General features: G+C 65.1%; 21 protein-coding genes. 7 read left to right on the top strand and 14 right to left on the bottom strand.

The annotated features are described in order from the left end of the window. Positions 1 to 43 precede the first annotated feature (43 nt). Complete coding sequence (locus AB7Z56_RS26140) at positions 44 to 898, top strand: TorF family putative porin (RefSeq protein ID WP_441256482.1); 855 nt, start codon at positions 44 to 46, stop codon at positions 896 to 898. Position 899: 1 nt separating this feature from the next. On the opposite strand, the gene AB7Z56_RS26145 is transcribed toward AB7Z56_RS26140, so the two are convergent. From AB7Z56_RS26145 to AB7Z56_RS26155, 3 genes are all read right to left on the bottom strand, one after another. Next, positions 900 to 2,756 (bottom strand): hypothetical protein, encoded by a 1,857-nt coding sequence (locus tag AB7Z56_RS26145; protein WP_441256483.1) that lies wholly within the window; start codon positions 2,754 to 2,756, stop codon positions 900 to 902. 116 nt (positions 2,757 to 2,872) lie between these two features. Continuing rightward, positions 2,873 to 3,565, bottom strand: a complete 693-nt coding sequence (locus AB7Z56_RS26150; protein ID WP_071914858.1) for an RlmE family RNA methyltransferase — start codon at positions 3,563 to 3,565, stop codon at positions 2,873 to 2,875. A 1-nt stretch (position 3,566) separates the two neighbouring features. Beyond that, complete coding sequence (locus AB7Z56_RS26155) at positions 3,567 to 4,640, bottom strand: Ppx/GppA phosphatase family protein (RefSeq protein WP_259257891.1); 1,074 nt, start codon at positions 4,638 to 4,640, stop codon at positions 3,567 to 3,569. Positions 4,641 to 4,852: 212 nt separating this feature from the next. Here AB7Z56_RS26155 and AB7Z56_RS26160 point away from each other — a divergent pair, with 212 nt between their 5' ends. Then, a complete protein-coding gene (locus AB7Z56_RS26160) occupies positions 4,853 to 7,225 on the top strand; it encodes a xanthine dehydrogenase family protein molybdopterin-binding subunit (protein ID WP_063983802.1) in 2,373 nt (790 codons plus the stop codon). A gap of 55 nt (positions 7,226 to 7,280) precedes the next feature. On the opposite strand, the gene AB7Z56_RS26165 is transcribed toward AB7Z56_RS26160, so the two are convergent. Both AB7Z56_RS26165 and AB7Z56_RS26170 read right to left on the bottom strand, forming a co-directional pair. Then, on the bottom strand, positions 7,281 to 8,705 hold the full coding sequence (locus tag AB7Z56_RS26165) for a DUF5107 domain-containing protein (protein ID WP_441256484.1): 1,425 nt from the start codon (positions 8,703 to 8,705) through the stop codon (positions 7,281 to 7,283). Between the two features lie 18 nt (positions 8,706 to 8,723). After that, positions 8,724 to 9,524: a hypothetical protein gene (locus AB7Z56_RS26170; protein WP_063983804.1), complete on the bottom strand. Its 801-nt coding sequence runs from the start codon at positions 9,522 to 9,524 to the stop codon at positions 8,724 to 8,726. A gap of 107 nt (positions 9,525 to 9,631) precedes the next feature. Here AB7Z56_RS26170 and AB7Z56_RS26175 point away from each other — a divergent pair, with 107 nt between their 5' ends. Genes AB7Z56_RS26175 through AB7Z56_RS26185 form a run of 3 tightly spaced genes read left to right on the top strand, consistent with a single transcriptional unit; the run spans position 9,632 to position 13,032 of the window. After that, positions 9,632 to 10,135 carry a YaiI/YqxD family protein gene (locus AB7Z56_RS26175; RefSeq protein WP_063983805.1) on the top strand — a complete coding sequence of 168 codons (504 nt, stop codon included), beginning with the start codon at positions 9,632 to 9,634 and terminating at the stop codon, positions 10,133 to 10,135. Positions 10,136 to 10,137: 2 nt separating this feature from the next. After that, positions 10,138 to 11,949, top strand: a complete 1,812-nt coding sequence (locus tag AB7Z56_RS26180) for an ABC-F family ATP-binding cassette domain-containing protein (RefSeq protein WP_063983806.1) — start codon at positions 10,138 to 10,140, stop codon at positions 11,947 to 11,949. 3 nt (positions 11,950 to 11,952) lie between these two features. Then, complete coding sequence (locus AB7Z56_RS26185) at positions 11,953 to 13,032, top strand: D-TA family PLP-dependent enzyme (RefSeq protein WP_441256485.1); 1,080 nt, start codon at positions 11,953 to 11,955, stop codon at positions 13,030 to 13,032. On the opposite strand, the gene AB7Z56_RS26190 is transcribed toward AB7Z56_RS26185, so the two are convergent. Then, positions 13,029 to 13,931, bottom strand: a complete 903-nt coding sequence (locus tag AB7Z56_RS26190) for a LysR family transcriptional regulator (protein ID WP_071914874.1) — start codon at positions 13,929 to 13,931, stop codon at positions 13,029 to 13,031. The genes AB7Z56_RS26185 and AB7Z56_RS26190 overlap by 4 nt on opposite strands. A gap of 93 nt (positions 13,932 to 14,024) precedes the next feature. Between AB7Z56_RS26190 and AB7Z56_RS26195 the strand changes: the two genes are divergently transcribed. Next, complete coding sequence (locus tag AB7Z56_RS26195; RefSeq protein ID WP_354176739.1) at positions 14,025 to 15,242, top strand: MFS transporter; 1,218 nt, start codon at positions 14,025 to 14,027, stop codon at positions 15,240 to 15,242. On the opposite strand, the gene AB7Z56_RS26200 is transcribed toward AB7Z56_RS26195, so the two are convergent. From AB7Z56_RS26200 to AB7Z56_RS26235, 8 genes are all read right to left on the bottom strand, one after another. Then, positions 15,243 to 16,463: an NAD(P)/FAD-dependent oxidoreductase gene (locus AB7Z56_RS26200; protein ID WP_441256838.1), complete on the bottom strand. Its 1,221-nt coding sequence runs from the start codon at positions 16,461 to 16,463 to the stop codon at positions 15,243 to 15,245. Further along, complete coding sequence (locus tag AB7Z56_RS26205; protein WP_071914878.1) at positions 16,460 to 17,377, bottom strand: SDR family NAD(P)-dependent oxidoreductase; 918 nt, start codon at positions 17,375 to 17,377, stop codon at positions 16,460 to 16,462. The genes AB7Z56_RS26200 and AB7Z56_RS26205 overlap by 4 nt, the downstream gene beginning before the upstream one ends. 226 nt (positions 17,378 to 17,603) lie before the next feature. Beyond that, positions 17,604 to 18,083: a MaoC family dehydratase gene (locus tag AB7Z56_RS26210; RefSeq protein WP_014495943.1), complete on the bottom strand. Its 480-nt coding sequence runs from the start codon at positions 18,081 to 18,083 to the stop codon at positions 17,604 to 17,606. Further along, positions 18,084 to 19,799 carry an AMP-binding protein gene (locus AB7Z56_RS26215; RefSeq protein ID WP_441256486.1) on the bottom strand — a complete coding sequence of 572 codons (1,716 nt, stop codon included), beginning with the start codon at positions 19,797 to 19,799 and terminating at the stop codon, positions 18,084 to 18,086. Next, the gene (gene mmsB / locus AB7Z56_RS26220) at positions 19,799 to 20,695 is read right to left on the bottom strand and encodes a 3-hydroxyisobutyrate dehydrogenase (RefSeq protein ID WP_441256839.1); all 897 of its coding nucleotides are present in this window, start codon (positions 20,693 to 20,695) and stop codon (positions 19,799 to 19,801) included. Before mmsB ends, AB7Z56_RS26215 begins: the two co-directional genes overlap by 1 nt. A 24-nt stretch (positions 20,696 to 20,719) precedes the next feature. After that, complete coding sequence (locus tag AB7Z56_RS26225) at positions 20,720 to 21,787, bottom strand: enoyl-CoA hydratase/isomerase family protein (RefSeq protein ID WP_441256487.1); 1,068 nt, start codon at positions 21,785 to 21,787, stop codon at positions 20,720 to 20,722. Then, positions 21,784 to 22,929, bottom strand: coding sequence for an isobutyryl-CoA dehydrogenase (locus AB7Z56_RS26230; RefSeq protein ID WP_135214325.1), 1,146 nt, complete (start codon positions 22,927 to 22,929; stop codon positions 21,784 to 21,786). The genes AB7Z56_RS26225 and AB7Z56_RS26230 overlap by 4 nt, the downstream gene beginning before the upstream one ends. A 23-nt stretch (positions 22,930 to 22,952) precedes the next feature. Beyond that, positions 22,953 to 24,449 carry a CoA-acylating methylmalonate-semialdehyde dehydrogenase gene (locus tag AB7Z56_RS26235; RefSeq protein ID WP_063983817.1) on the bottom strand — a complete coding sequence of 499 codons (1,497 nt, stop codon included), beginning with the start codon at positions 24,447 to 24,449 and terminating at the stop codon, positions 22,953 to 22,955. A 101-nt stretch (positions 24,450 to 24,550) separates the two neighbouring features. Here AB7Z56_RS26235 and AB7Z56_RS26240 point away from each other — a divergent pair, with 101 nt between their 5' ends. Continuing rightward, a complete protein-coding gene (locus AB7Z56_RS26240) occupies positions 24,551 to 25,465 on the top strand; it encodes a LysR family transcriptional regulator (RefSeq protein WP_439034686.1) in 915 nt (304 codons plus the stop codon). Positions 25,466 to 25,507 lie beyond the last annotated feature (42 nt).

Below are 25,507 nucleotides of genomic sequence, written 5' to 3' on the forward strand. Positions count from 1 at the left end.
CGGCGCCTTACTTGCCGCGCTGGCCGGATTGTGGCTTGCACCCATGACCGGCGGTTTGGCGCTGGCCCAATCCTCGGCCGGGGCGCTCGGCCTCGGCAACCGCGGTTGGTCGGCGGCCGACACCACCCACGCAACGCCTGCCGACGAGTTCGAGTTCAGCGCTCGCGCGGGGCTTGCATCCGACTACATCTATCGCGGGACCACGTTGTCCGATCATGGCCCCGCGGCTGGCGCCGCCTTCGAGACGAGATGGGGCCCGCTCTACGCCGGCACAACGGTCGCCACCGTCAAGCTGCCGACCCAACCGGCCGCCGAACTCACCTTTGCCGCCGGCATGCGCCCGCAGATTGCCACGATCGATTTTGATCTTGGGGCGACCTATTTCGCCTATCCCGGTGAAAGACTTCCTGGCGAGACCAACGGCATCAATTATTGGGAGATCGTGGTCCGCGGCGATCGACGCATCGGCGATCAGTTCCGCGTCGCCGGCGGTTACGCCTATTCTCCGAACGTCTCGAACACCGGCGCCTGGAGCCAATATGTGGCGGCCGGAGTCGGCTTCGACGTGCCGGAGCGGCTTCTGCTGCAGAACCTGACCGTGTCGTTCACCACCGCCGCCGGCTATTCCTGGTTTGGCAACCAGACCCCGCAACTCGGCGGCTTCCCGCTGCCTGCCTATCTCAACTGGCAGGCTGGCGTGACGTTCACGCACAAGGCGCTCAACCTCGATCTGCGCTACTACGACACCAATCTGTCGAAGGAAAACTGCTTCGTCTTTACAGGCGATCCAAATGCGCGGCCGGGCGGCCGTGTCAATCCGATCACCAACCCGGACGGCCTGGTCTCGAACTGGTGCGGCGCGACATTCGTCGCCAAGGTCTGGTTTGCGTTCAACTAATTTAGGGAACCACCGTCGGCGGCAATATTCGGTAGAGCACGACACCCAGCCCGAGCGCGTCGCCCGTCAGGACGAGCTTTCCGCTATTGATCGTTCGCTGCAGCAATATCCTCTGCAGGTTGGGATCGGGGTGGGTCGGATCGGAATAGAACTTCGCCAGGTTGCTGGTATTCGCATCGATCAGGTAGCGCTCAATCGTCACGGTCGAGCCATTGCTGAACGGCAGGTTGTCGACCTCAAGCGAAATCCCCTCCGGCGTCTCGGTCGAAATGTTGTTGCCGAAGACACGTGTCGGATCATAGTTGTAGACCATGATGTTCGCGGTCGAGTTAGCGCCGTCCCAGGTCGCGAACGCATTGAGGTGGGAGCCCGACCCGCCGGTGAGAGCGGCCTGCACGCGCTGGCCGGACATCTTGTTGTACATCTTGAAGAGGTTCGCGACCGGCTTCGGGTAGTAGTCGGCCGGCTTGTCGCCGTGCGGCACCTTGTGGAGCAGGCTGGCCTGGCCGAGGAAAGGTGTGATGTTCGGATCCCCCTGGCCGTCGCCGATAATGAGGTACGACCCCATCGATATCTTCTTTTTCACGGCTTCGGACAGGAACGCCGCCGTCCAGGCCGCCCCCTTGTGCGAATAATTGACGTCAGTCGCCTCATAGGCCGTAGGGCCCCATTCCGACAGGAACAGTTTAACGTCGGGCATGTTGGCATTGTTCTTCTTCAAGGCGTCCAGCTTGGCCTTGGCCTTGTCGACCAGATTGTCGAAGAACGCGAAACCGCCGGTGCCGTCTGTCGAGCCGTAATAGTGGAACGAAAAACGATCGAGCCGCGCGTTGAATTTTGCCAAGTAAGTGTCGGCCAGCGGATTGAAGGTCTGGTCGAGGAAGACTTCCTCCAGCGTCGGAAGATTCTCCGCCGGATAATAGTTGAAGCTCAGTCCGACCAGGGCCGACCCGGCTATTTCCAGCGTCTTGCCGTTATAACTGTGGTTGGCGGCGAGTTCGTTTCTGATGTTCACGATCGCCTTCGAGAAGACCTTCTGAACCGGCAAGAGCTGCCTGGGCAGACGGCGCGCATCGAGCCCGTAGGGGTACGACAAGGTCGGATCTTCGGCGTTGGACATCACGTGGGTCTGCAGCGGGGTCCACTGGTTGAGGACATACTTGGCCGGATCCATCCACCACAGCCAACGGCCCCATGACCCCAATGGCTTGAGCCTGTAGGCGGATGGATTGGTGTCGCTCCAGTTCTCCGGGGCTGAATCGGCGATATCGGCCTCGTTGCTGACCTCGAAGATGACGGATGACGCCCCGCCGTCGAACGATTTCTTCGCGATATATCGCACGAGAGCGTTGGCGTATTTCTGGAAAAGTGCCGGAGCCGGCCCGTTCCGATTCCAACTCTCGCCAGGTCCGTATTGCACCAGGCGCGGCGGCATGAAGGCCGCGACCGCCACGTGAGGCGAGAGCCCGCGACCCAGGGCCCACTCAAGATGCCAGGCCAGAGGCTGGCAGTCGCCCGGATGGAAAACGCCGTCCTGCGTGTACCCGAACACATCGCCGGTCTGATCGACATCGCAATAGACATCGCTGAGCAGCAGGCGCGTCCGCTTCATGCCGGTATCGGTGATGATCTGGTTGAACTGGTCGAGAGCCTGCTCGGACGGGCTGTTCGCGCTCTGGTAGATCTTCTTGAGATCACCGAGATCGTCGTTGCCGCTGAGGCCGATATTGTAAGGCCTCTGGGTGCTGACCGTGATCGACGTCCCTGCACGCGACGTCGTCGCCGAAGCAAAGCCGAGCGACGCCAACGCCAGCAAGGAGACCGAGGCAAGGGACAGGCGATGCTTGCAAACGCGCAAGCGTTGTCGATGAAGGCACGGCATGGATTGATCTCACCCGCTGAAATTGCAGATGATGTATCTATCAGCTCAAGATGTTATCGATGTGAATGTCATGCTGATGTGAGCGTGACACGTCAGCCCGAGTCCGGCTGCCCGCCGCGAAACCCCGTCGCCAGCACATAGCGCTCGGAGGAATCCTGCCTGCTGGCCGCGGGCTTCACATGCCGCACTGTCGCAAAATCGCGCTTGAGCTGGGCCAGCAGATCGGCGTCGGCGCCGCTCTGGAACGTCTTGGCCAGGAATGCCCCGCCCGGTTTCAGCACGTCGCAGGCGAACGCGGCCGCCGTTTCGATCAGGCCGACGATGCGGAGCTGGTCGGTCTTGCGGTGGCCGGTGGTGTTGGCGGCCATGTCGGACATCACGATGTCGGCGCCGCCCCCGAGCATCGCAGTGAGCTTCGCGGGTGCGTCGTTGTCCATGAAGTCGAGCTGCGCGAAGTCGACGCCGGCAATCTCGGGCATGTCCAACAGATCGATCGCGACGACCTTGCCCTTGCCGTCGACCGAGCCGACACGCTTGGCGGCGATCTGGCTCCAGCCGCCCGGCGCAGCGCCGAGATCGACCACGGCCATGCCGTGCTTGAGCAGGCGGTATTTGTCGTCGATCTCGAGCAGCTTGAACGCGGCACGCGAACGATAGCCGAGCGCCTTCGCCTTGACGACATAGGGATCGTTGAGCTGCCGCTCCAGCCACAGCTTCGACGACAATTTGCGCTTGCCGCCGGTCTTGACCTGGACGTGCAAGCGGCCGGTGGTGTCCTTGGCCATCTCACCAGCTCCTGAGTGCGCCGTCCTCGCGCATCATCTCGACCAGCATGCCTTCGCGCAGGCCCCGGTCGGCGACGCGCAGGCGCGGCAGCGGAAAGGCGCGCCTGATAGCATCGAGGATGGCGCAGCCGGCCAGCACGAGATCGGCGCGCTCGACGCTGATGCAGCTGTTGTTGGCGCGTTCCTCGTAGCTCATGCCGAGCAGCTTGCTGATGGTCGCGGTGATGTCGGAATCGTTCATCCAGATGCTGTCGATGCGGCGGCGGTCGTAGCGCGCGAGGTTGAGATGGATGCCGGCGAGCGTCGTCACCGTGCCCGAGGTGCCGAGCAGGTGCATGTCGGCGAGATCGCCGCCGTGCGCTTCGGCGAACGGTGCGACGTGGTTGGCGACCTCTTGCTCCATCGCGGCATAGATTTCCGGCGTGACGTCGCGGCCGCCGAACTGCTCGGCCAGCGTCACGACGCCCAGCGGGATCGACATCCAGGCTTTGATGCGCGGCTCCGGATTTTGCGGATCGCGTTCGATCCGCACCAGCTCGGTCGAGCCGCCGCCGATGTCGAACAGGATCGCGCCCCGGCCCCTGGGGTCGACCAGCGGCGCGCAGCCGAGCACGGCGAGCGAGGCCTCGGTCTCGCGGTCGATCACCTCGAGGTCGATGCCGGTCTCGGCCGCGACGCGGCTGCGGAAACCTTCCGCATTCGAGGCGGCCCGGCAGGCTTCGGTCGCGATCAGCCGCAGCCGCTTGGCTTTGCGCAAATTGATCTTGTCGCGGCAGATGCTGAGCGCGGCGACGGCGCGCTCGATCGCGGCCTCGCTGATGCAGCCGGTCGCCGAGACGCCCTCTCCGAGCCGGATGATGCGCGAGAAGGAATCGACCACGCGAAAGCCGTCGCTGGTCGGACAAGCGATCAGGAGCCTGCAATTGTTGGTGCCGAGGTCCAGCGCCGCATAGACGCCGGTTCCCGGCGCTTGCGCGACGACGGCCGGTTCGGGGGCCAACGCCACCGCCGCCATCGACCCATCCAGCCCACCGTGCGGCGCATGGCCGTCGCGGAGCCGCGTGTGGTCATTCATACAAATTGTCTTTCCGCGGCCCGATGGGGCCGATCTGGAATTGCTTTTTCGCCTGAAACATTAGCAGCGCGGCAAGCCTGCGCAACAACGCATCACATGGGACCATGCCCATTCGTGCGTTGTCGTGAACGGGACCGTGGGTTATTTTTGGAGGGTCCGGTCCTCCAGGCGCCCCCCAAAACGCGCGATTGCCGGCTTTTCAGGTCAATTCCATGCAAGAACACACCAAATCGTCCACGCTCGAAAACGCTATTGCACTGCAAAAATACGGCGTCGGGCAGCCGGTCCGCCGCAAGGAAGACGATACGCTGGTGCGCGGCAAGGGCCGCTACACCGACGATTTCAACCTGCCCGGCCAGGCCCATGCCGTGGTCGTCCGCTCCACCCATGCCCATGGGCTCATTCGCGGCATCGGCACCGACGCCGCCAGGGCGATGCCCGGCGTGCTGGGGGTGTGGACCGGCAAGGACCTCGATGCCGCCGGATACGGCCCCTTCACCTGCGGCCTGCCGCTGAAGAGCCGCGACGGCTCCCCCCTGCTCCAGACCAACCGGCAACCGCTGGCGACCGACAAGGTCCGTTTCGTCGGCGATCCCGTCGCCTTCGTGGTCGCCGACACGCTGGCGCAGGCGCGCGACGCCGCCGAAGCCGTCGAGCTCGATATCGAGCCGCTGCCGGCGGTGACCGATCCCGAGGAAGCCGCCAGGCCCGGTGCGCCGCTGCTCTATGACCACATCCCGAACAATGTCGCACTCGACTACCACTATGGCGACATGGACAAGGTGAACGCGGCCTTCGCCAGTGCCGCCCACGTCACCAAGGTCGACATCGAGAACACCCGCGTCGCCGTCGTCTCGATGGAGCCGCGCGTGGGGCTCGCCTCCTACGACAAGAAGACCGAGCGCTACACCATCCAGATGCCGACGCAGGGCGTTGCGGGCAACCGCGCCAACCTCGCCAAGAACCTGAAGGTGCCGAACGAGAAGGTGCGGGTCCTCACCGCCAATGTCGGCGGCTCCTTCGGCATGAAGAACGTCAATTACCCCGAATACATGTGCATCCTGTACGCGGCCAAGGAGCTTGGCCGCCCGGTGAAATGGCTGGACGAACGCTCCACCAGCTTCCTCTCCGACAGCCACGGCCGTGCGCAGAAAATCCATGCCGAGCTGGCGCTCGACGCCGAAGGGCACTTCCTCGCGGCAAAGCTTGAAGGCTATGGCAATCTCGGTGCCTACATCACCGGCGTCGCGCCGGGGCCGCTCTCGCTCAACACCGGAAAGAACTTTTCCAGCGTCTACCGCACGCCGCTGATGGCCGTCGACATCAAGACGGTGCTCACCAACACCACGCTGATGGGCGCCTATCGCGGCGCCGGCCGGCCCGAGGCGAACTACTACATGGAGCGGCTGATCGACCGAGCCGCCGACGAGATGGGCATCAACCGGCTGACCTTGCGCAAGCGCAACTTCATCAAGCCGAACCAGATGCCGTTCCCGGCCTCCTCCGGCGTCACCTATGACAGCGGCGACTTCCAGGCGGTGTTCAACAAGGCGCTCGAAATCTCCGACCACGAGAACTTCGCCAAGCGCAAGAAAGAGAGCAAGAAGATCGGCAAGCTGCGCGGCATCGCCGTCGGCTCCTATCTCGAGGTCACCGCGCCGCCGAGCCCCGAACTCGGCAAGATCGTGTTCGATCCCGATGGCTCGGTACAGCTCATCACCGGCACACTCGATTACGGCCAGGGCCACGCGTCCGCATTCGCGCAGGTGCTGTGCGCGCAATTAGGGGTGCCGTTCGACAGCGTGAAGCTGGAGCAAGGCGACAGCGACATCGTCCACACCGGCAACGGCACCGGCGGTTCGCGCTCCATCACGGCGAGCGGCATGGCCATCGTGGGCGCCGCCAAGCTCGTGATCGAGAAGGGCAAGCGCGCCGCGGCGCATATGCTGGAAGCCTCCGAGGCCGACATCGAGTTCGCCGACGGCAGCTTCACCATCGCCGGCACCGACCGCAGCATCGACATCATGGAGCTCGCCAGGAAGCTGCATGACGGCAAGGTGCCGGACGGCGTGCCTGACAGCCTCGACGTCGACCATACCAGCGAACCGGTGCCCTCGGCGTTCCCGAACGGCTGCCACGTCGCCGAGGTCGAGATCGACCCTGATACCGGCGTGGTGCAGATCGTGCGCTACAGCGCGGTCAACGATTTCGGCACGGTGATCAACCCGCTGCTGGTCGCGGGCCAGCTTCATGGCGGCGTCGTCCAGGGCATTGGCCAGGCGCTGATGGAGCACGTCCGCTACGACGAGAGCGGCCAGCCGATCACGGGCTCGCTGATGGACTACGCGCTGCCGCGCGCCGAGGACGTTCCGAACATGACGGTCGGCGATCATCCGGTGCCGGCCACGACCAATCCGCTCGGCAGCAAGGGTTGCGGCGAAGCCGGCTGCGCCGGCAGCCTGTCGACGGTGGTGAACGCGGTGCTCGACGCCCTCTCCGACTACGGCATCAAGCACATCGACATGCCGCTGACCCCGGAGCGGGTGTGGCGCGCCATCCAGGATGCGAAGGGCAACGCGGCGTAGGGGGAGTTCCGCGATCGTGACAACGCCGGGGGTTCGACCGGCATTCCGAAAGAGATCACTTGATCGCTGTTTCGGCGGCGATCAACTCCTTTCCCTCCGTGGTCGTGATCGTTAGCCGTATCTTTTCCCCGCTGCGGCCGTCGGCAATCGCTGCCGAAATGCGATTTCCGTTGTTCGGATCGGCGCTCACGACCCCGCTGAACAGAGCCGTGTCACCCTGTTTCAACGTGACAAGCAACGGGATGGCCGGTTCGACGCTGAAGAACTCGAGAACAGCGCGAGACGCCTCGGCCGAGAAATTGATCAGGATTTTCTCGTTCGCATGCGTCACGTTGCTCATGCCGACGGTCGGGCTGTAGGTTTCCGGAATCGACACCTCACTGCGTGCGGGAAAATCTGTGCTGTGGAAGAACTGGTCTGACACGCCCGCCCATAATTCGACATACGGCCGCCACTCGTTCGGATCCTTCCGGGCATCGGTTTCGCCGGTGAACGACGGAAACCCCCACGTCCACATTTTCAGGCCCCGCGTGAGGGTATTGTCCGCAATGCGAATAATTCCTTCTGCATTGTCATGGTTGATGACGCCCCAGAAATTCCCGCCCTGCATATCTGGTGCAGCATAGGCGATGCCCATCGTTGGCCAGTTCTTGAAGTAGCGCAGGTTTCCGAAGCGCCGCCTGCCCATACCCGCGCTCTCGTCGCCGTCGGCCAGATTGGCCGACCAGGCAGGCGTCGTGAAAGTTCGGATCGGCGCGATGATTTCGGCGCCGCCCGTTGCCTTGGGATTTTTCGGCTCCGATCCCGGAGCGAGCGTCGTGCACGTCCAGTATTCGTATTGGACAGCCTCGTCGTTCGGATTCTTCAGCACCACGCGCGCATCGAGTGCGGCACGATCGGCCTTCAGCGTGACGTAGTAGCTCGCCTCGATGCCGGTCGCGCCCCTGAACTTGCTCGGCCGCGCGGAATAGTCGAAGTCATCCCGGAACGACATCACGACCGTGACTTCGTCGGCGCCCTGCTTCACCACCCGGAAAGCCCACGGCTTCAGCCACGTCTTGCCGTGCTCGGCATCCGGGAACGTTGAAAAGATTCCGCCGTACACCATCAGCCAGTCGTAGTAGAAATTTCCGGCCTTCATGCCGTAGGGCACTCCGACTTCCGTTCGATAGAGCTGCTCGTGGCCGGTCGGCTTGTAGACCATGGAAAGAATACGCCCTCCGAATTCGGGCACGAGCGTTACCCTCAGATATCGATTCTCAAGCACGTAGGACTTGAAACTGCGTTCGACGATCACGCTCTTGTCGAGCGACCCGCTGACAAAGCCATTCTCCGCATCGACGGCGAATTTGACGGTGCTCCACGTCGTCGTCTGCTCGCTGAGCGACACACTATCGGACACCGGTCCGGCGGCATGCACGACGCAAAGCGCCTGGAGTGACAAAAGGAGTGCTATTCCAAAACAAACGAGGGCGCGCAAGGAGACCTCAACTGGCTTTCAGGCCGCCGCCTGCTCGCGCGGCTGGTAGATCGCAGTATGCTGGCAGTGCGCCAGCGGCGTCGTGCCGTTGGCGACGACCAGCGCGTCGAGCTCGACGAAGCGGTGGCCCTTCTTCTCGTAATTCGCGATGACTTTTGCCCGCGCGGTGATCTCGTCGCCGGCGCGCGCGGCCGACAGCAGCTGCATGCGGCTGCCGACATGGATCCACGGGCCCAAAATCGTGTTGTCGACGAGGACGCGATTCATCACGCGCTGGATCAAGCCGGGATGGCCGAGCCCCTCGCGCGCAAAAATCGGATCGGTTTCCCTGACGTCGGCGAGATAATCGGTCGCGTCCTGCCCGGCCCAGCGGCGCGGCATCGTGCCGAGCCACTTGCCGGTCTCGAAAGTCGCTGGGCTGACCGGCTTGCGTTCGGCTACGACCGGCACCGCCACATAGTCGTTCAGCGACACCACAGGCGCGGCCACCGGCAGGGAGGCCGTGCCCGTGGCACAGAGTTCGGTGCGGCTGAACACCTCGATCGTGAGCAGGCCGTTGTGCTCGGTCGCATCGACATCGGCGGTCTCGCCGTCATAGACCGGCTTGATGAAGCGGGCCTCGACCAGCCCGCGCGACAGGAAATCGCGGCCCCAGCGCGCCACCGGCACGTGCATCATGTAGGCGAAGACATCGACGCCGGGGACCAGCCCGCCGGAAAAGCCGAAGCGGCGCGCCACCGTGTCGTCATGCATCTTGTTTTCGGACTGTTTGGCGGTGTTGTAGGCCTCGACGCGGTAGGTTTCGAGCCGGTTCGGCATGGCGGGCCTTTCCCTGAATTCTTGTTGTTTCAGGGTTGATCGTAGGCCCCCGGGAACACCGGTCAATCCCCTCGCCTTTGCGGCCCGAATGGGGTACCACGCGGCGAATGACTGATACCCCCACCCGCATCTATGTCGACGCCGACGCCTGCCCGGTGAAGGACGAGATCTACCGCGTCGCGCTCCGGCACGGAGTGCCCGTGAGCGTGGTCGCCGGCAACTTCATCCGCGTTCCGCAAGACCCGATGATCGAGCGGATCGCGGCCGGCGCCGGCATGGATGCCGCCGACGACTGGATCGCGGAGCGGGCCAAGCCGGGCGACGTCGTCGTGACATCGGACATTCCGCTGGCGAGCCGTTGCGTGAAAGCGGGCGCCGACGTGATCGCACCGAACGGCAAGCCGTTCACGGAAGAGTCGATCGGAATGACGCTGGCGGTGCGCAATCTGATGACGGATCTGCGTTCGGCCGGCGAGGTCACCGGCGGCCCACGCTCGTTCGCGCCGCGCGACCGCTCCGCGTTCCTCTCCGCGCTCGACCAGACGCTGCGCCGGATCCAGCGCCGCCGTGCCGACCAGGCCGCGACGAGCCAGAATTTGAATCAAGGCTAGTCATGGCGCCGCCCCTGATCCAACTCAAAGACATCAAGCTCACCTTTGGCGGCACGCCGCTGCTGAGCGGCGTCGAGCTCAACGTCGCGCCGAGCGAGCGCGTCTGCTTGATCGGCCGCAACGGCTCCGGCAAGTCGACGCTGCTGAAGATCGCAGCCGGCCTCGTCGAGCCCGACGGCGGCACGCGCTTCGTGCAGCCGGGCGCCACCGTTCGCTATCTGCCGCAGGAGCCTGACTTCGGCGACCACAAGACCACGCTCGCCTATGTCGAGGCGGGCCTCGCGCCCGGCGACGACCCGTACCAGGCACGCTACCTCGTGGAGCAGCTCGGGCTTACCGGCAACGAGAACCCGGCCAACGTCTCCGGCGGCGAGGCCCGCCGTGCCGCGCTGGCACGCGTGCTGGCGCCCTCGCCCGACATATTGCTGCTGGACGAGCCGACCAACCATCTGGACCTCTCCACCATCGAATGGCTGGAAAAGGAGCTCGACAGCCGCCGCGGCGCGCTGGTGATCATCAGCCATGACCGCCGTTTCCTCACCAATCTCTCGCGCTCGACCGCATGGCTCGACCGCGGCAAGATCAAGCAGATCGATCGTGGCTTCGCCTCGTTCGAGAGCTGGCGCGACGAGGTGCTCGCCGAGGAAGAGCGCGACCAACACAAGCTCGACCGCAAGATCGTCGACGAGGAGCACTGGCTGCGCCACGGCGTCTCCGGCCGCCGCAAGCGCAACGTCAAGCGGCTCGGCAATCTGCATGCACTGCGCGACCAGCGCCGCAACTATCGCGGCACGGCCGGCACCGCCAGTCTCGCTGCGTCCGAAGCGGAGCAATCCGGCAAGCTGGTGATCGAGGCCAAGGGCATCACCAAGGCCTTCGGCGACCGCGTGATCGTCGACAATTTTTCCACCCGCATCCAGCGCGGCGACCGGCTCGGCATCGTCGGACCGAACGGCGCCGGCAAGACCACGCTGGTCAACCTGCTGACCGGCGGCGCGGAGCCTGATTCCGGCATCTTGCGGCTCGGCGCCAATCTTGAGACGGCCACGCTCGATCAGCACCGCGAAAGCCTCGATCCCAAGTCGACGCTGGCCGAGGCGCTAACCGGCGGCCGCGGCGACCAGATCATGGTCGGCGGCAAACCGAAGCATGTGGTCGGCTACATGAAGGACTTCCTGTTCGCCCAGGAGCAGCGCGGCACGCCTGTCGAGGTGCTCTCGGGCGGTGAGCGCGGCAGGCTGATGCTGGCGCGCGCGCTGGCAAAGCCCTCGAACCTGCTGGTGCTGGACGAACCGACCAACGATCTCGACCTCGAGACGCTCGACGTGCTCGAGGACATGCTCGGCGACTACGAGGGCACCGTGATCCTGATCAGCCACGACCGCGACTTCCTCGACCGCGTCGTCACGTCCGTGATCGCACCCGAAGGCAACGGCAAGTGGACCGAATATGCCGGCGGCTACAGCGACATGCTGGCGCAGCGCGGTGCCGATCTCAAGCGCGAGACGACGAAGGCGCAAGCCCCCGCGGAGAAGAAAGAGGAGCGGCTGGCTGCTCCGCCCGCCACGGCAAAACGTCGGTTGAGCTTCAACGAGAAGCACGCGCTGGAAACGCTGCCGAAGAAGATCGAGACCCTGCACGCCGACATTGCCAAGCTGCAGCGCTTCCTTGATGATCCCAATCTCTACACCAAAGACCGCAAGAAATTCGACGACACCTCCGCCTCCATCGCCAAGGCGCACGACGAATTGTCCGCCGCCGAAGAGCGCTGGCTCGAACTGGAAATGCTCCGCGAAGAGATTGAACAGGCTTAACTCATGACCACTCCCCTCGCCGCCAAAATCGCCCGTGAATATGGCACGCCCTGCGCCGTCATCGACATGGACCGGGTCGAGCGCAACATCGCACGGATCCAGAAGGCCTGCGACGATGCGGGTGTCGCCAACCGGCCGCACATCAAGACGCACAAGAACCCGACGATCGCCAAGCTGCAGGTTGCGGCCGGCGCGAAGGGCATCACCTGCCAGAAGCTCGGCGAGGCCGAGATCATGGCCAATGCCGGCATCGACGACATCCTGATCAGCTACAATCTGCTCGGCGAAGAGAAGATGGCGCGCCTCGGCGCGCTGCAGGCGAAGGCGAACATGACGGTCGCTGCCGATAACTCGACGGTCGTCGCCGGCCTGCCCAAGGCAGCCGCAGCCTCGGGTCGTCCGCTCTCGGTCGTGGTCGAATGCGATACGGGGCGCAAGCGCGCGGGCGTCGAGACCCCGGCTGAGGCGATTGCGCTGGCCCGCGAGATCGCCGGGTCCAAGGGGCTCGAATTCGCCGGCTTCATGCTGTACCCGACCGAGACCGGTTGGGCCGACGCGCAGAAATTCTACGACGAGGCGCTGGCCGGCGTGCGCGCGCACGGACTGGACGCCAAAATCGTCTCGACTGGCGGCACGCCGAACCTGAAGAATCTCGGCAAGCTCAAGGGCGGCACCGAACATCGCTTCGGCACCTATATCTACAACGACCGCATGCAGGTCGCGGCCGGCTCCGCCACCTGGGACGATTGCGCGCTGCACATCTATTCGACCGTCGTCAGCCGCGCCGCACCCAAGCGCGGCATTCTGGACGCCGGCTCGAAGACGCTGACGACGGACACCGGCGGCCTCGACGGCCACGGCCTGATCCTGGAGCACCCCGAGGCCAAAATTGCGCGCTTCGCGGAAGAACACGGCTTCCTCGACCTCTCCCGCAGCAACACGCGCCCCAATGTCGGCGACGTCGTCCGCATCGTGCCCAATCACGTCTGCGTCGTCGTCAACATGATGGACGAGGTCGTGATGGTGCGCGGCGATGAGATCATCGGCACGCTGCCGGTGGCCGCGCGCGGGAAGCTGCGCTAGGCGCGAATTAGAGTTTGCAGCTCCCGATCCAGTCCGTCGCGGAACAGGTTAATCGGGCGAGTCAGTCGCCCGGCCGGCGGGCGATGCACCAGCCATGCGCGGACGGCGGGATTGAACTCCCGCGCAGCGACCGGCTTGAGCTTGTCGCGAAATGCGCTGCGCTTCAGCCCGATCGGCGTGACCAGGCCGACGCCCAGACCGCGTGACACCAGCGACAGCCGAAGCTCGCTGTCCAGCGCCTCCACAGCGACGGTGAACGGTAAATGCTCTGCATCGAAGCGACGCTTGAGTGTGTCGCGAAATCCGCAACCGTCCTGATTGATCACCCACGAGAGCTGCGACAGGCGCTCCAGGTCGACGGTGCGCGGAATCTTCATGTCGCGCGCGACGACGAACACCACCGGCTGCGACCCGAGATCGTCGGCGACGAGATCGGCAGGCGGCGTTGCCCCGTCAGGCAGGCAGATCGCGGCGGCATCCAGCTCGTTGCGGCTGACCCGCTCGACTTGGTTGGGCGACCAGCCCGAGACGACGCGCACGCTCAGTGCCGGAAATTCGGCACGCACCGCGTCGAGCGGCGCGCTGAGTCCGGCTTCGGAGAGAAACGGCGTGAGGCCGAGCCTGAACTCGCCGCGTACAACGCCGTCATTGGCGACGCCTGACTTGAGGTCGTCCAGCATCCGAAGAAGGCGCCGGCCCTGCTCATAGGCCTCACGACCTGCGGCCGTGGGCTTCAACGGTTTCGACAGGCGGTCCAACAACTGCGCGCCCAGCATCTCCTCGAGATTCTGGATGCGCCGGGTTACGCCAGGCTGCGTGAGATTGAGGCGCGTCGAGGCGGCAACGATTGATCCGGTCTCGACCACAGCGACGAAGGCGACAAGGTCATGGGTATTCATAACGAACTCGCATATTCTTTATAGGCTTAATTGAATTGTAGCATATTAGTCACCCCGCTTAAAGGGGACCCCGTACCCTGCCCGCGAGGTCCCATGACCATCTCCGAAACCACCAAGCACGCATCCCCGAAGCAACTTGCCGAGCGATCCCTGATCTGGCTCGGCGCCATCACCACCGGCGTCGTCGTCACCAATTTGTTCGCGCCGCAGATCCTGGTTGGACTGATCGGCCGGTCGCTGGCCATGACCGCCTGGCAGGCTGGCCTCGTCAGCACGCTAACGCTGCTCGGCTATGCGCTCGGCCTGTTGTTGCTGGTGCCGCTGGTCGATCTTATCGAGAACCGGCGCCTGATCCTGCGCACGCTCGGCTGCGCGATCTTCGCGGCGCTGGCAACGGCGCTGGCGCCGACGCCGTCGCTTTTATTGCTCGCCACGTTCGTTCTCGGCGCCTCCTGCGCCGCGATCCAGATGATGGTTCCGCTCGTGGCTTCGATGGTGGCGCCCGAGCGTCGCGGCCAGGCCATCGGTGAAGTCATGAGTGGATTGATGATCGGCATCCTGCTGTCGCGGCCAGCAGCGAGCCTGATCGCAGATCTCTGGAGCTGGCGTGCCTATTATCTCGCCTCAGCCATCCTGATGACGTTCCTCGCGGGTGCGCTCGGCCGTTATCTGCCGACGCTGCGACCGGCAGCCCGCGTCGGCTACGGCGAATTGCTCCGCTCGTTCCCAAAGCTGCTGCGGGAAGAACCTGTGCTGCGCGTGCGGGCCTGGACCGCATCGCTGGTCATGGCCTCCTTCACCGCCTTCTGGTCGGCGGTCGCGCTCCGCCTGCCGGAGGCGCCATTCGGCCTCGACTCCAAGGGCATCGCGGCCTTCGCGCTGATCGGCGTCGCAGGCGCCGCGGCGACACCGCTCGCTGGCCGCTGGGGCGATAAGGGCTGGGCGCGCCCGCTGTTTCTTGTGGCGCATCTGCTCATCATCGGCTCGCTCGCGCTCTGCGCCGTGGCCGGTGCGATGGAGTCCCGCATGGCGGCACTGCTGGTATTGAGCCTCGGCACGATCCTGCTCGACGTCGGCATCACCGCCGACCAGACGCTCGGCCGCCGCGCCGTCAATCTGCTGCACCCCGAGGCGCGCGGCCGCATCAACGGCCTGTTCGTTGCGCTGTTCTTCATCGGCGGCGGCGTCGGCTCCGCAGCGGCCTCGCTGGCCTGGAGTTTTGGCGGCTGGACCGCTGTCTGCGTGGTCGCGGCGAGCTTTGGTGTGCTAGGTCTTCTCACCGATCTTCTGACCAGGACCGGCACGTCGTGATCAGGACGACGCGAGCCATCGCAACACGCCCCTTCCGGCCGCCGCCCCCGTCGCAAACGACGCCTGCAACAGATAGCCGCCGGTCGGCGCCTCCCAGTCCAGCATCTCGCCGGCGGCGAACACGCCGGGCAGCTTTCGCAGCATGAAGTGGTCATCGAGCTCGTCGAAGGTCACCCCGCCCGCCGTCGAGATCGCGCGCTCGATCGGGGCAACGCCGGTAAGCTGAACCGGAATGGCGTTGATCAGCTTCGCAAGCTCCGCCGGCGAGAACGACGCCAGCGGCCGGCCGGATGCGATGGCGGCCTCCTGCATCAGGCCGATGCCGACCGGCGACAGCTGCGCCGCCTTGCGCAGGAAATTTGCGAGCGATTGCTTGCCGCGCGTGCCCGACAGGCGCGTGGTCAGCGCGGCCACGTCGAGGTCGGGCCGCAATGCGATCGTCAGCGTCGCCTGCCCGAGACCCAGCACCGCCTCGCGCAGCTCGGCCGACAACGCGTAGATGGCGCCACCTTCGATGCCGCTGCGCGTGATCATGGCTTCGCCGCGGACCGTATGCGCCCCGATCGTCAGCGCCACGCCCTTGAGCGGCTGGCCCTCAAAGCGGTCGCGGAACACGTCGGACCATGCGACGGTGAAGCCGGAATTAGCCGGCCGCAGCTTCGAGATCGCAACGCCTTTGGATGCAAGGATATCGGCCCAGCCGCCGTCGGAGCCCAGCCGCGGCCAGCTTGCGCCGCCGAGCGCGAGGACTGTGGCCTTGGCTTCAATCGGCCGTTGCCCATCGGTGGTGCGAAATAGCAACCGCCCCTCACCGTCCCAGCCGGTCCAGCGATGACGAAACGCGAACCGCACGCCGGCGGCATCGAGGCGCCGCAGCCAGGCGCGCAGCAAGGGCGAGGCCTTGAACGCCTTTGGAAACACGCGCCCGCTGCTGCCGACGAAGGTCGGCTCCCCCAGCGCATCGCTCCAGACGCGCAACGCATCCGGCGAAAACGCTGCGATCGCCGCTCGCAGCATCGGCGCCGCCTCGCGATAGCGCGCCATGAACTGCGGCAGCGGCTCGCTGTGGGTGAGATTGAGCCCGCCCCGACCGGCCATCAGGAATTTGCGGCCCGCGGACGGCATGGCGTCGTAGACACTGACGCGGGCGCCGCCCTGCGCCAGCACCTCCGCCGCCATCAGCCCGGCGGGACCGGCGCCGATGACGACGATGTCAGTCAGAGCTTGATCCCCGCCCGTGCCGCGGCCTGCGCCACGTATTTCTGCGTCTGCTCGAACGCGCCCTGCAGCGCCTTCGCTTTCGACATGTCGCTGATCTCGGCGAAATGCGCGGCGACCGCATCCGGCGTCCATTCGGATTCCGGCAGGTTGATGCCTTCGCTCTCCACAATCTTGATCACGGCGAAGGAGCCGGCACCGGCGCCCATGATGGTGCGGGTCGGTGCGTCCTCGCTCAACATGTACTCGACAGCGGGCGTGATCGCGTTCGGCTTCATCAGTTGCAGCGCCTGCGGCGGCAGCAGCTCTTCCGTCATGCGGGTCGCCGCGGTCGGCGAGATGATGTTGACGCGGATGTCGGTCTTGCGGCCCTCTTCCGCCAGCACGTTCATCAGGCCGACCATGCCAGACTTGGCCGCGCCGTAATTGGCCTGGCCGAAATTGCCGTAGAGGCCGGAGGACGACGTCGTCAGCACGATGCGGCCGTAATTGCGGTCGCGCATGCCGGCCCAGGCCGCCTTGCAGCAATAGAAGGTGCCGACGAGATGCACGTCGAGCACCTTCTGGAAATCGGCGGCCTCCATCTTGCCGAACGACTTGTCGCGCAGGATGCCGGCATTGGCGCACATCAGGTCGACGCTGCCCCACTCCTTGGTGGCGCGCTCCACCATGGCGGTGACCTGTTCGAAATTGGAGACGTCGGCGCCGTCGGCCATCGCGGTGCCGCCGGCTTTGCGGATCTCCTCGACGACGGCTTCGGCCGGCGACAACGAGCCACCGCTGCCGTCACGCGCGCCGCCGAAATCGTTGACGACGACCTTCGCGCCGCGGCTGGCCAGCCCCAGCGCATGCGCGCGTCCGAGGCCATTGCCCGCGCCGGTGACGATGGCGACACGTCCGTCGAACCTGATTGCCATGTGCAGTTCCTGCCTCTTCTTCCTTCTCCCCTTGTGGGAGAAGGTGGCGCGAAGCGCCGGATGAGGGGTCTCTCTCGACAGGCGCTCGCGGAGAGAGACCCCTCACCCGCCTCGCGTTCCGCGAGGCACCCTCTCCCACAAGGGGAGAGGGTCAGACCCGCGAAAATTTGTCAGCTTTTGAGCAGCGATGGATGGCCGGGTCAAGCCCGGCCATGGCGGCTTGGGCCTACGCGAAATAGATCAACCCCAGCCAGTCGGCGACCAGCGCCGGCTTGTCCTCGCCCTCGATCTCCACCGTGACGTTCGTGCGGGACTGCAACTCGTTGGGCTTGCGCAGCTTGGCTTCCGCCAGCACGAAGCGGCCGCGGACGCGCTTGCCCGAGCGCACCGGCGAGATGAAGCGCAGCTTGTCGAAGCCGTAATTGACGCCCATCGTCGTGCCGGCGATGACCGGCATCACCTCGTACGACATGATCGACAGCAGCGACATCGTCAGGAAGCCGTGGGCGATGGTGGTGCCGAAGGCGGTCTCCTTCTTCGCACGCTCCGGATCGACGTGGATGAACTGGTGATCCTCGATCACGTCGGCATAGGTGTCGATGCGGGGCTGATCGACCAGATGCCACGACGACACGCCGATCTCCTTGCCGACCATGGCCTGATAGGCTTCGAGAGAAATCGGCGGCTTCTTCCAGACTTCGTTCACTTAGGTCTCACTCCGTGTTTTCGGCAGCTCCGGAAAATCCTCTTCCCGGAATTCGCGACCGCGCAGGGGATCGTTGCGGTCGTCGTCGCGCTCCAGCCGTCTGAGCTGCACGCGGCGGATCTTGCCCGAAATCGTCTTCGGCAGCTCGGTGACGATTTCAAGGCGGCGGATGCGCTTGAACGGTGCAAGGCGCGTGTGCAGATGCCTGAAGATGGACAGCGCTGTCTCGGGCGAGCGCTCCGCACCTGATGTCAGCAGCACAAAGGCCTTGGGGATCGCGAGCCGGATCGGGTCCGGGCTCGGCACCACCGCAGCTTCTGCGACGAGCTCATGCTCGAGCAACACGCTCTCGAGCTCGAACGGGCTGATGCGATAATCGGAGGATTTGAACACGTCGTCGGAACGGCCAACGAAGGTGAGATAGCCATCCTCGTCCGCGAACACGACGTCACCGCTGCGGTAGAGCGCGCCTTCCGCGCCCGAGAGCTCGCCGTCGTCGCCCTGATAACCCTGCATCAGGCCGGCGGCGCGCTCAGTGCCGAGCACCAGGGCCACCTCGCCTTCCTTCGCCGGGTTGCCGTCGGCGTCGCTGACCTGCACGCGATAGCCCGGCAGCGGCCGGCCCATCGAGCCGACCTTGATCTTTTGCCCCGGCGAGTTGCCGGCCAGCGCGGTGGTCTCGGTCTGGCCGTAGCCGTCGCGGATGGTGAGACCCCAGGCGGCCTGCACCTGGTCGATCACTTCCGGATTGAGCGGCTCGCCGGCGCCGCAGACCTCGCGCAAGCTCACCTTGAACGCCGCAAGGTTCTCCTGGATGAACAGCCGCCACACCGTCGGCGGCGCGCACAGCGTGGTGACGCCGCAGCGGCCGATGGTGGCGAGCAGCCCCTTGGCATCGAAGCGCGGCTGGTTGACCACGAACACGGTCGCACCGGCATTCCACGGCGCGAAGAAGCAGCTCCAGGCGTGCTTGGCCCAGCCGGGCGATGAGATGTTGAGGTGGACATCGCCCGGCTTCAGCCCGATCCAGTACATGGTCGAGAGATGGCCGACCGGATAGCTCCGCTGGCTGTGCAGCACGAGCTTTGGTTTTGCCGTGGTGCCCGAGGTGAAATAGAGCAGCATCGGGTCTTCGGCGTTGGTCGGACCGTCAGCCGTAAAGCTCTCCGAAGCCTTCGCTGCCTCGTCGTAGGCAAGCCAGCCATCGGAGGCCGCGCCGACGACGATGCGGACAACATTCTCGGCACCAAGGCTTGCGAATTTCGCGACCTGGTCTTGCGCTGCCACCACCGCCTTCGCCTTGCCGCGATCGAGTCGATCGCGCAGCTCGTCCGCGGTGAGCAGCGTGGTGGCGGGAATCACGACGACGCCGAGCTTCATCGCCGCCAGCATCGTCTCCCACAACGGCACCACATTGCCGAGCAGCAGCAGCAGGTGGTCGCCGCGCTTCAGACCCTGCGCGCGCAGGAAGTTGGCGACTTGGTTGGAGCGCTGCGAGAGCGCCGCGAAAGACAGCTTGGTTTGCTTGTCCTGTGCGGCATCGACGATCCAGAGCGCGGGACGGTCCTTGGCGTCCGCATCCTTCGCGAGTTCGTCGAACCAGTCGAGCGCCCAATTGAAGGGAACCGGATCGGGCCAGCGGAACTCTTTGACCGCTGTCTCGTAATCCGTGCGGTGTTTAAGCAGAAACGCGCGCGCGTCCTGAAATGTCGTCATTAGGCTTTCCCGGCTAGCCCCCTAACGTGCTTGATAATTCCGGAAAAATCCACCCCGCCCTGCCCGGCGGCATCGAAGGACTGATAGATCTCCTGCGCATGCTTGCCGAGCGGCGTGGCCGCGCCCGCGGCCTTGGCGGCGTCCTGCGCCAGCGTCAGATCCTTCACCATCAGCGCCGAGGCAAAGCCCGGCTTGTAATCGTTGTTGGCGGGCGAGGTCGGCACCGGGCCCGGCACCGGGCAATAGGTCGTCAGCGACCAGCATTGGCCCGACGAGGTCGAGGCAACGTCGAACAGCGCCTGATGCGAGAGCCCGAGCTTCTCACCGAGCGCAAAGGCCTCGCTCACCGCGATCATGGAGATGCCGAGGATCATGTTGTTGCAGATCTTTGCCGCCTGCCCGGCGCCGGCACCGCCGCAATGCACGATCTTCTTGCCCATCTTCTCCAGCACCGGCTTTGCCGCCGCGAACGCGCCCTCCTCGCCGCCGCACATGAAGGTGAGGGTCGCACCCTTGGCACCACCCGTGCCGCCGGACACCGGCGCGTCGACCGAGAGCACGCCATGCTTGGCGGCCAGCGCATGCGCCTGACGCGCGCTCTCGACGTCGATGGTGGAGCTGTCGATGATCAGCGCGCCCTTGGCCATGGCCGGAACAACCTCGCTCCAGACGCCGAGCACGTGCTTGCCGGCCGGCAGCATGGTGACGACGACATCGGCGCCCTTCACCGCACCCGCAGCGCTGTCGGCAATGCCGGCGCCATCGGCCTTGGCCTGGTTGCGGGAGGCCTCGGCGAGATCGAACGCCGTCACCTTGTGGCCGGCCTTGACCAGATTGGCCGCCATCGGGCCGCCCATGTTGCCGAGACCGATGAATGCGATCGTGGCCATATCGATATCCTCCGCTAGACGTTTCGTTGATTAGTTGAACTTCAGTTCGTCGGCGCCGATCTCGGCGAAATACGGCGCAATCATCGCCGGCGTCACGTCCTCGATGCGCGGCGGCGACCAGGTCGGATTGCGGTCCTTGTCGATCACGGCCGCGCGTACGCCTTCGCGGAAATCGTCGCTGCGGAAGACCTCCAGCGCAGCGCGATATTCGCGCACCAGGCACTCTTCCAGGTTCGATGCAGTGCGCGCGAGCCGCAGCAGCTTCAGCGTCACCACCATGCCGCGCGGCGATTTCTCGTTGAGCGTCTTCAGCGTCGCCTGCGCGAACTCGGAGCCGTCGCGCTTCAACGCAGCGACGATGTCCTCCATGCGGTCGAAGCCGAACAACGCGTCGATAACAGGCTCTTTCGCGGCGACCGGCCCCGCGGTCTCACCGGTCGCAAAACCGTTGATCAGCTTGCTCACGTCGGCCGCAGTCGCCCCCTGACCAACCTTCGTCAGCGCGTTGCGCAGCTCCGGCCATCTGGCGGCCGGCACGACAGCATCGGCGAACTTCGCGTGGATCGCATCGGGCCCGTTCATGGTCTGGCCGGTCAGGCCGAAATACGTGCCGATCTCCCCCGGCGAGCGCGACAACAGAAAAGTGCCGCCGACATCCGGGAAGAAGCCGAGCCCGACCTCGGGCATCGCGAGCCTGGTGCGGTCGGTGACGACGCGGTGGCTAGCATGGGCGGAGAGCCCGACGCCGCCGCCCATCACGATGCCGTCCATGAACGCGACATACGGTTTCGGAAACTTCTTGATCCGGGCGTTGAGGATGTATTCCTCACGCCACAGGATCTTGCCGAGGTCACCGTTGACCTTCGAGCTTTCCCAGAGCGTGCGGATGTCGCCGCCGGCGCACAGGCCGCGCTCGCCGGCCCCCTCCAGCAGGATCACGGCGACGGCGGAATCGGCCTCGAAGCGGTCGAGCGCCTTTTCGATGTCGCGAAACATCTCCAGCGTCACGGCGTTGATGGCCTTGGGGCGATTGAGCCGGATCACGCCGGCTGCGCCCTCGACACGGGCGACCAGATCGCCCTCCTCCACTGAACTCATCGCGCGCCCTCGATCAATTTGCGCGCCACGATGAGCCGCATGATTTCATTGGTGCCTTCGAGGATCTGGTGCACGCGCAGATCGCGCACGATCTTCTCGATGCCGTATTCGCTGAGATAACCGTAGCCGCCATGGAGCTGGAGCGCCTGGTTGGCGACCTCGAAACCGACATCGGTGCCGAAGCGCTTTGCCATCGCGCACAGCATGGTGGCATCGGGGTCCTTGCGGTCGAGCGCAGCCGCTGCGCGCCACAGGAAGGTGCGCGCGGCCTCGAGCTCGATCGCCATATCGGCGAGCCGGAATTGCAATGCCTGGAATTCGTCGAGACGTTTTCCAAAAGCCTTGCGCTCCTTCATGTAGGTGCGCGCCTTGTCGAGCGCGGTCTGCGCGCCGCCGAGCGAGCATGCGGTGATGTTGAGGCGGCCGCCGTCGAGGCCGGCCATCGCGATCTTGAAGCCGATGCCCTCCTCGCCCAGCCGGTTGGCAACCGGCACGCGGGCGTTCTCGAACATCACGGCGCGGGTCGGCTGCGCATTCCAGCCCATCTTGCGCTCATTGGCGCCGTAGGAGACGCCGGGCGTGTTGCCGTCGATCACGACGGTCGAGATGCCGCCGGGGCCGTCACCGCCAGTTCGGACCATGGCGACAAGGAGATCCGTGCCGCCGGCGCCGGAGATGAACTGCTTCTGGCCGTTGAGGACGTAATGATCGCCGTCGCGCACCGCGCGCGTGCGCAGCGCCGCGGCGTCCGAGCCGGCACCCGGCTCGGTCAGGCAGTAGCTCGCAATCAGCTCCATCGAGCAGAGTTTCGGCAACCATTTGTGGCGCTGGGTGTCGCTGCCGAAGCCATCGATCATCCAGGACGCCATGTTGTGGATGGAGATGAAGGCCGAGGTGGTCGGACAGCCCGTCGCCAGCGCCTCGAAGATCAGCGCCGCGTCGAACCGCGTCATGGCGGAACCACCGACATCCTCGCGGATGTAGATGCCGCCCATGCCGAGGGTCGCCGCCTCGCGCATCACGTCGACGGGGAAATGCTTTTCCTCGTCCCAGCGCAACGCGTGCGGCGCGATCTTCTCGGCCGCAAACGCCAACGCCATGTCGCGAACTGCGACCTGATCCTCGTTCAGAGCGAACTGCATCCCCGGCCTCGCTCTTGAGAGGGTTACTTCATCAGCGGGATCGAGAACTCCGCACCTTCCTTGACGCCGGACGGCCAGCGCGAGGTCACCGTCTTGGTCTTGGTGTAGAAGCGGACAGAGTCCGGGCCGTGCTGGTTGAGATCGCCGAAGCCCGACTTCTTCCAGCCGCCGAAGGTGTAATAGGCGATCGGCACCGGGATCGGCACGTTGACGCCGACCATGCCGACATTGACCTTGGCCGCGAAGTCGCGTGCAGCGTCGCCGTCGCGGGTGAAGATGGCGACGCCGTTGCCGTAGTCATGATCCGACGGCAGCGCCAGCGCTTCCTTGTAGTCGTGCGCGCGCACGACCGAGAGCACGGGCCCAAAGATTTCTTCCTTGTAGATCCGCATGTCCTTGGTGACGTTGTCGAACAGCGAACCGCCGAGATAGAACCCCTTCTCGTAGCCCTGCATCTTGAAGCCGCGGCCGTCGACGGCGAGCGTCGCGCCTTCCTTGATGCCGATGTCGATGTAGCTCTTGACCTTCTCGACCGCCTCGCGCGTGACCAGCGGACCGTAGTCCGCCGACGGATCGATCGAGGTGCCGATCTTGAGCGACTCGACGCGCGGAATCAGTTTTTCCATCAGCCGGTCGGCGGTGGACTTGCCGACGGGCACCGCGACCGACACGGCCATGCAACGCTCGCCGGCAGAGCCGTAGCCCGCACCGATCAGCGCGTCGACTGCCTGGTCCATGTCCGCGTCGGGCATGATGATGGCGTGGTTCTTGGCGCCGCCAAAACACTGGCAGCGCTTGCCGGTCTGGGCTGCGCGCTCATAGATGTATTGCGCGATCGGCGTGGAGCCGACGAAGCCGATGGCCTTGATATCGGGATCGTCGAGAATGGCGTCGACAGCTTCCTTGTCGCCGTTGACGACGTTGAGGATGCCAGCCGGCAGGCCCGCCTCGATCATCAGCTCAGCGAGCATCATCGGCACGCCGGGGTCGCGCTCGGACGGCTTCAGGATGAAAGCATTGCCGCAGGCGATCGCGGGGGCGAACTTCCACATCGGAATCATCGCCGGGAAGTTGAACGGCGTGATACCGGCGACCACGCCGAGCGGCTGGCGCATGGAATAGATGTCGATGCCGGGGCCGGCGCCTTCGGTGTATTCGCCCTTCATCAGATGCGGGATGCCGCAGGCGAACTCGGCGACTTCGAGGCCACGCTGAATGTCGCCCTTGGCGTCCGGCACGGTCTTGCCATGCTCACGCGCGAGTAGCTCGGCGAGCTTATCGTAGTCGCGCTGCACCAGTTCCACGAACTTCATCATGACGCGGGCCCGGCGCTGCGGGTTGGTCGCGGCCCATTCCGGCTGCGCGGCGCGGGCGTTCTCGACGGCAGCGCGGACCTCGGCCTTGGACGCCAGCGCCACCTTGGCCTGGACGTCACCGGTCATCGGCTCGAATACGTCCGCCGTCCGGCCTGAGGTGCCCTTGACCTCCTTGCCACCGATGAAATGTCCGATTGAACGCATGGAATGATCTCCTAAGGTCGAGCGTGAACGCTTTGACAAATCCTATCGACCTGCATTTTATAGGATTCAAGTCTGAGATAATGCACCATAGATGTGCGAAAATGCTGGATCAAGGTAGCATCGACTGGGACGACTTCCGCTTCGTGCTGGCCATCGTGCGGGGCGGCTCGGTTTCGGCTGCGGCTAAACAGCTCGGAGTGGACCACGCCACCGTGATCCGCCGTGTCGACCGGCTGGAGAGACACCTCTCGGCAAAGCTGTTTGACCGGCGCAAGACCGGCTATCTCCTCACCGAGGCCGGCCAGCGCGTCGCCGACAGCGCGGAAGCCATGGAATCGACCATCGTCGCCAACCAGGAGCAGGTCGGCGGCTCGGTGGCACGGCTGACCGGAACGGTGCGGATCGGCGCGCCCGACGGGTTCGGCACCGCCTTCCTGGCGCCGCGGCTGGCGCCGTTCGCCGACCGCTATCCCGACCTCGATCTGCAACTTGTGGCCACCGCGCGGCTGTTCAGTCTCTCCAAGCGCGAAGCGGATATCGCGATCAGCCTGACCATGCCGAAGGAAGGCCGCATCGTCGGCCGCAAGCTCCTGGACTACCGCCTCGGGCTTTATGCGGCGCCAGCCTATCTCGACCGTTTCCCGAAAATCACCTCGCGGCAGGACCTGCCGCAGCATCGCTTCGTCGGCTATATCGAGGAGCTCCTGTTCACGCCCGAGCTCGATTACCTCCCGCAGGTATCGCCGCGGATTTCGGCGCGCTTCCGCAGCGCCAATCTGATCGCGCAGCTCAATTCGACACTCGCGGGCTTCGGCATCGCCGTGCTCCCGCATTTCATGGCGAGCGATTATCCGCAGCTTGTCGCGGTGCTGCCGGAGGAGATATCGATCACGCGGACGTTCTGGATGCTGATGCACGCGGACAGCAAGGATCTCGCGCGGATCCGCGCGGTGGCCGATTACATCGGCGAGATCGTGGAGCGCGAGCGGGCGTTGTTTGCGGGGCGAACTTCGTAGGGTGGGCAAAGCGAAAGCGTGCCCACCATGTCTCTTGCAGGC

The sequence above is a fragment of the Bradyrhizobium sp. 482_C4_N1_8 genome (assembly GCF_052075965.1).
Taxonomy (GTDB): Bacteria; Pseudomonadota; Alphaproteobacteria; order Rhizobiales; family Xanthobacteraceae; genus Bradyrhizobium; species Bradyrhizobium barranii.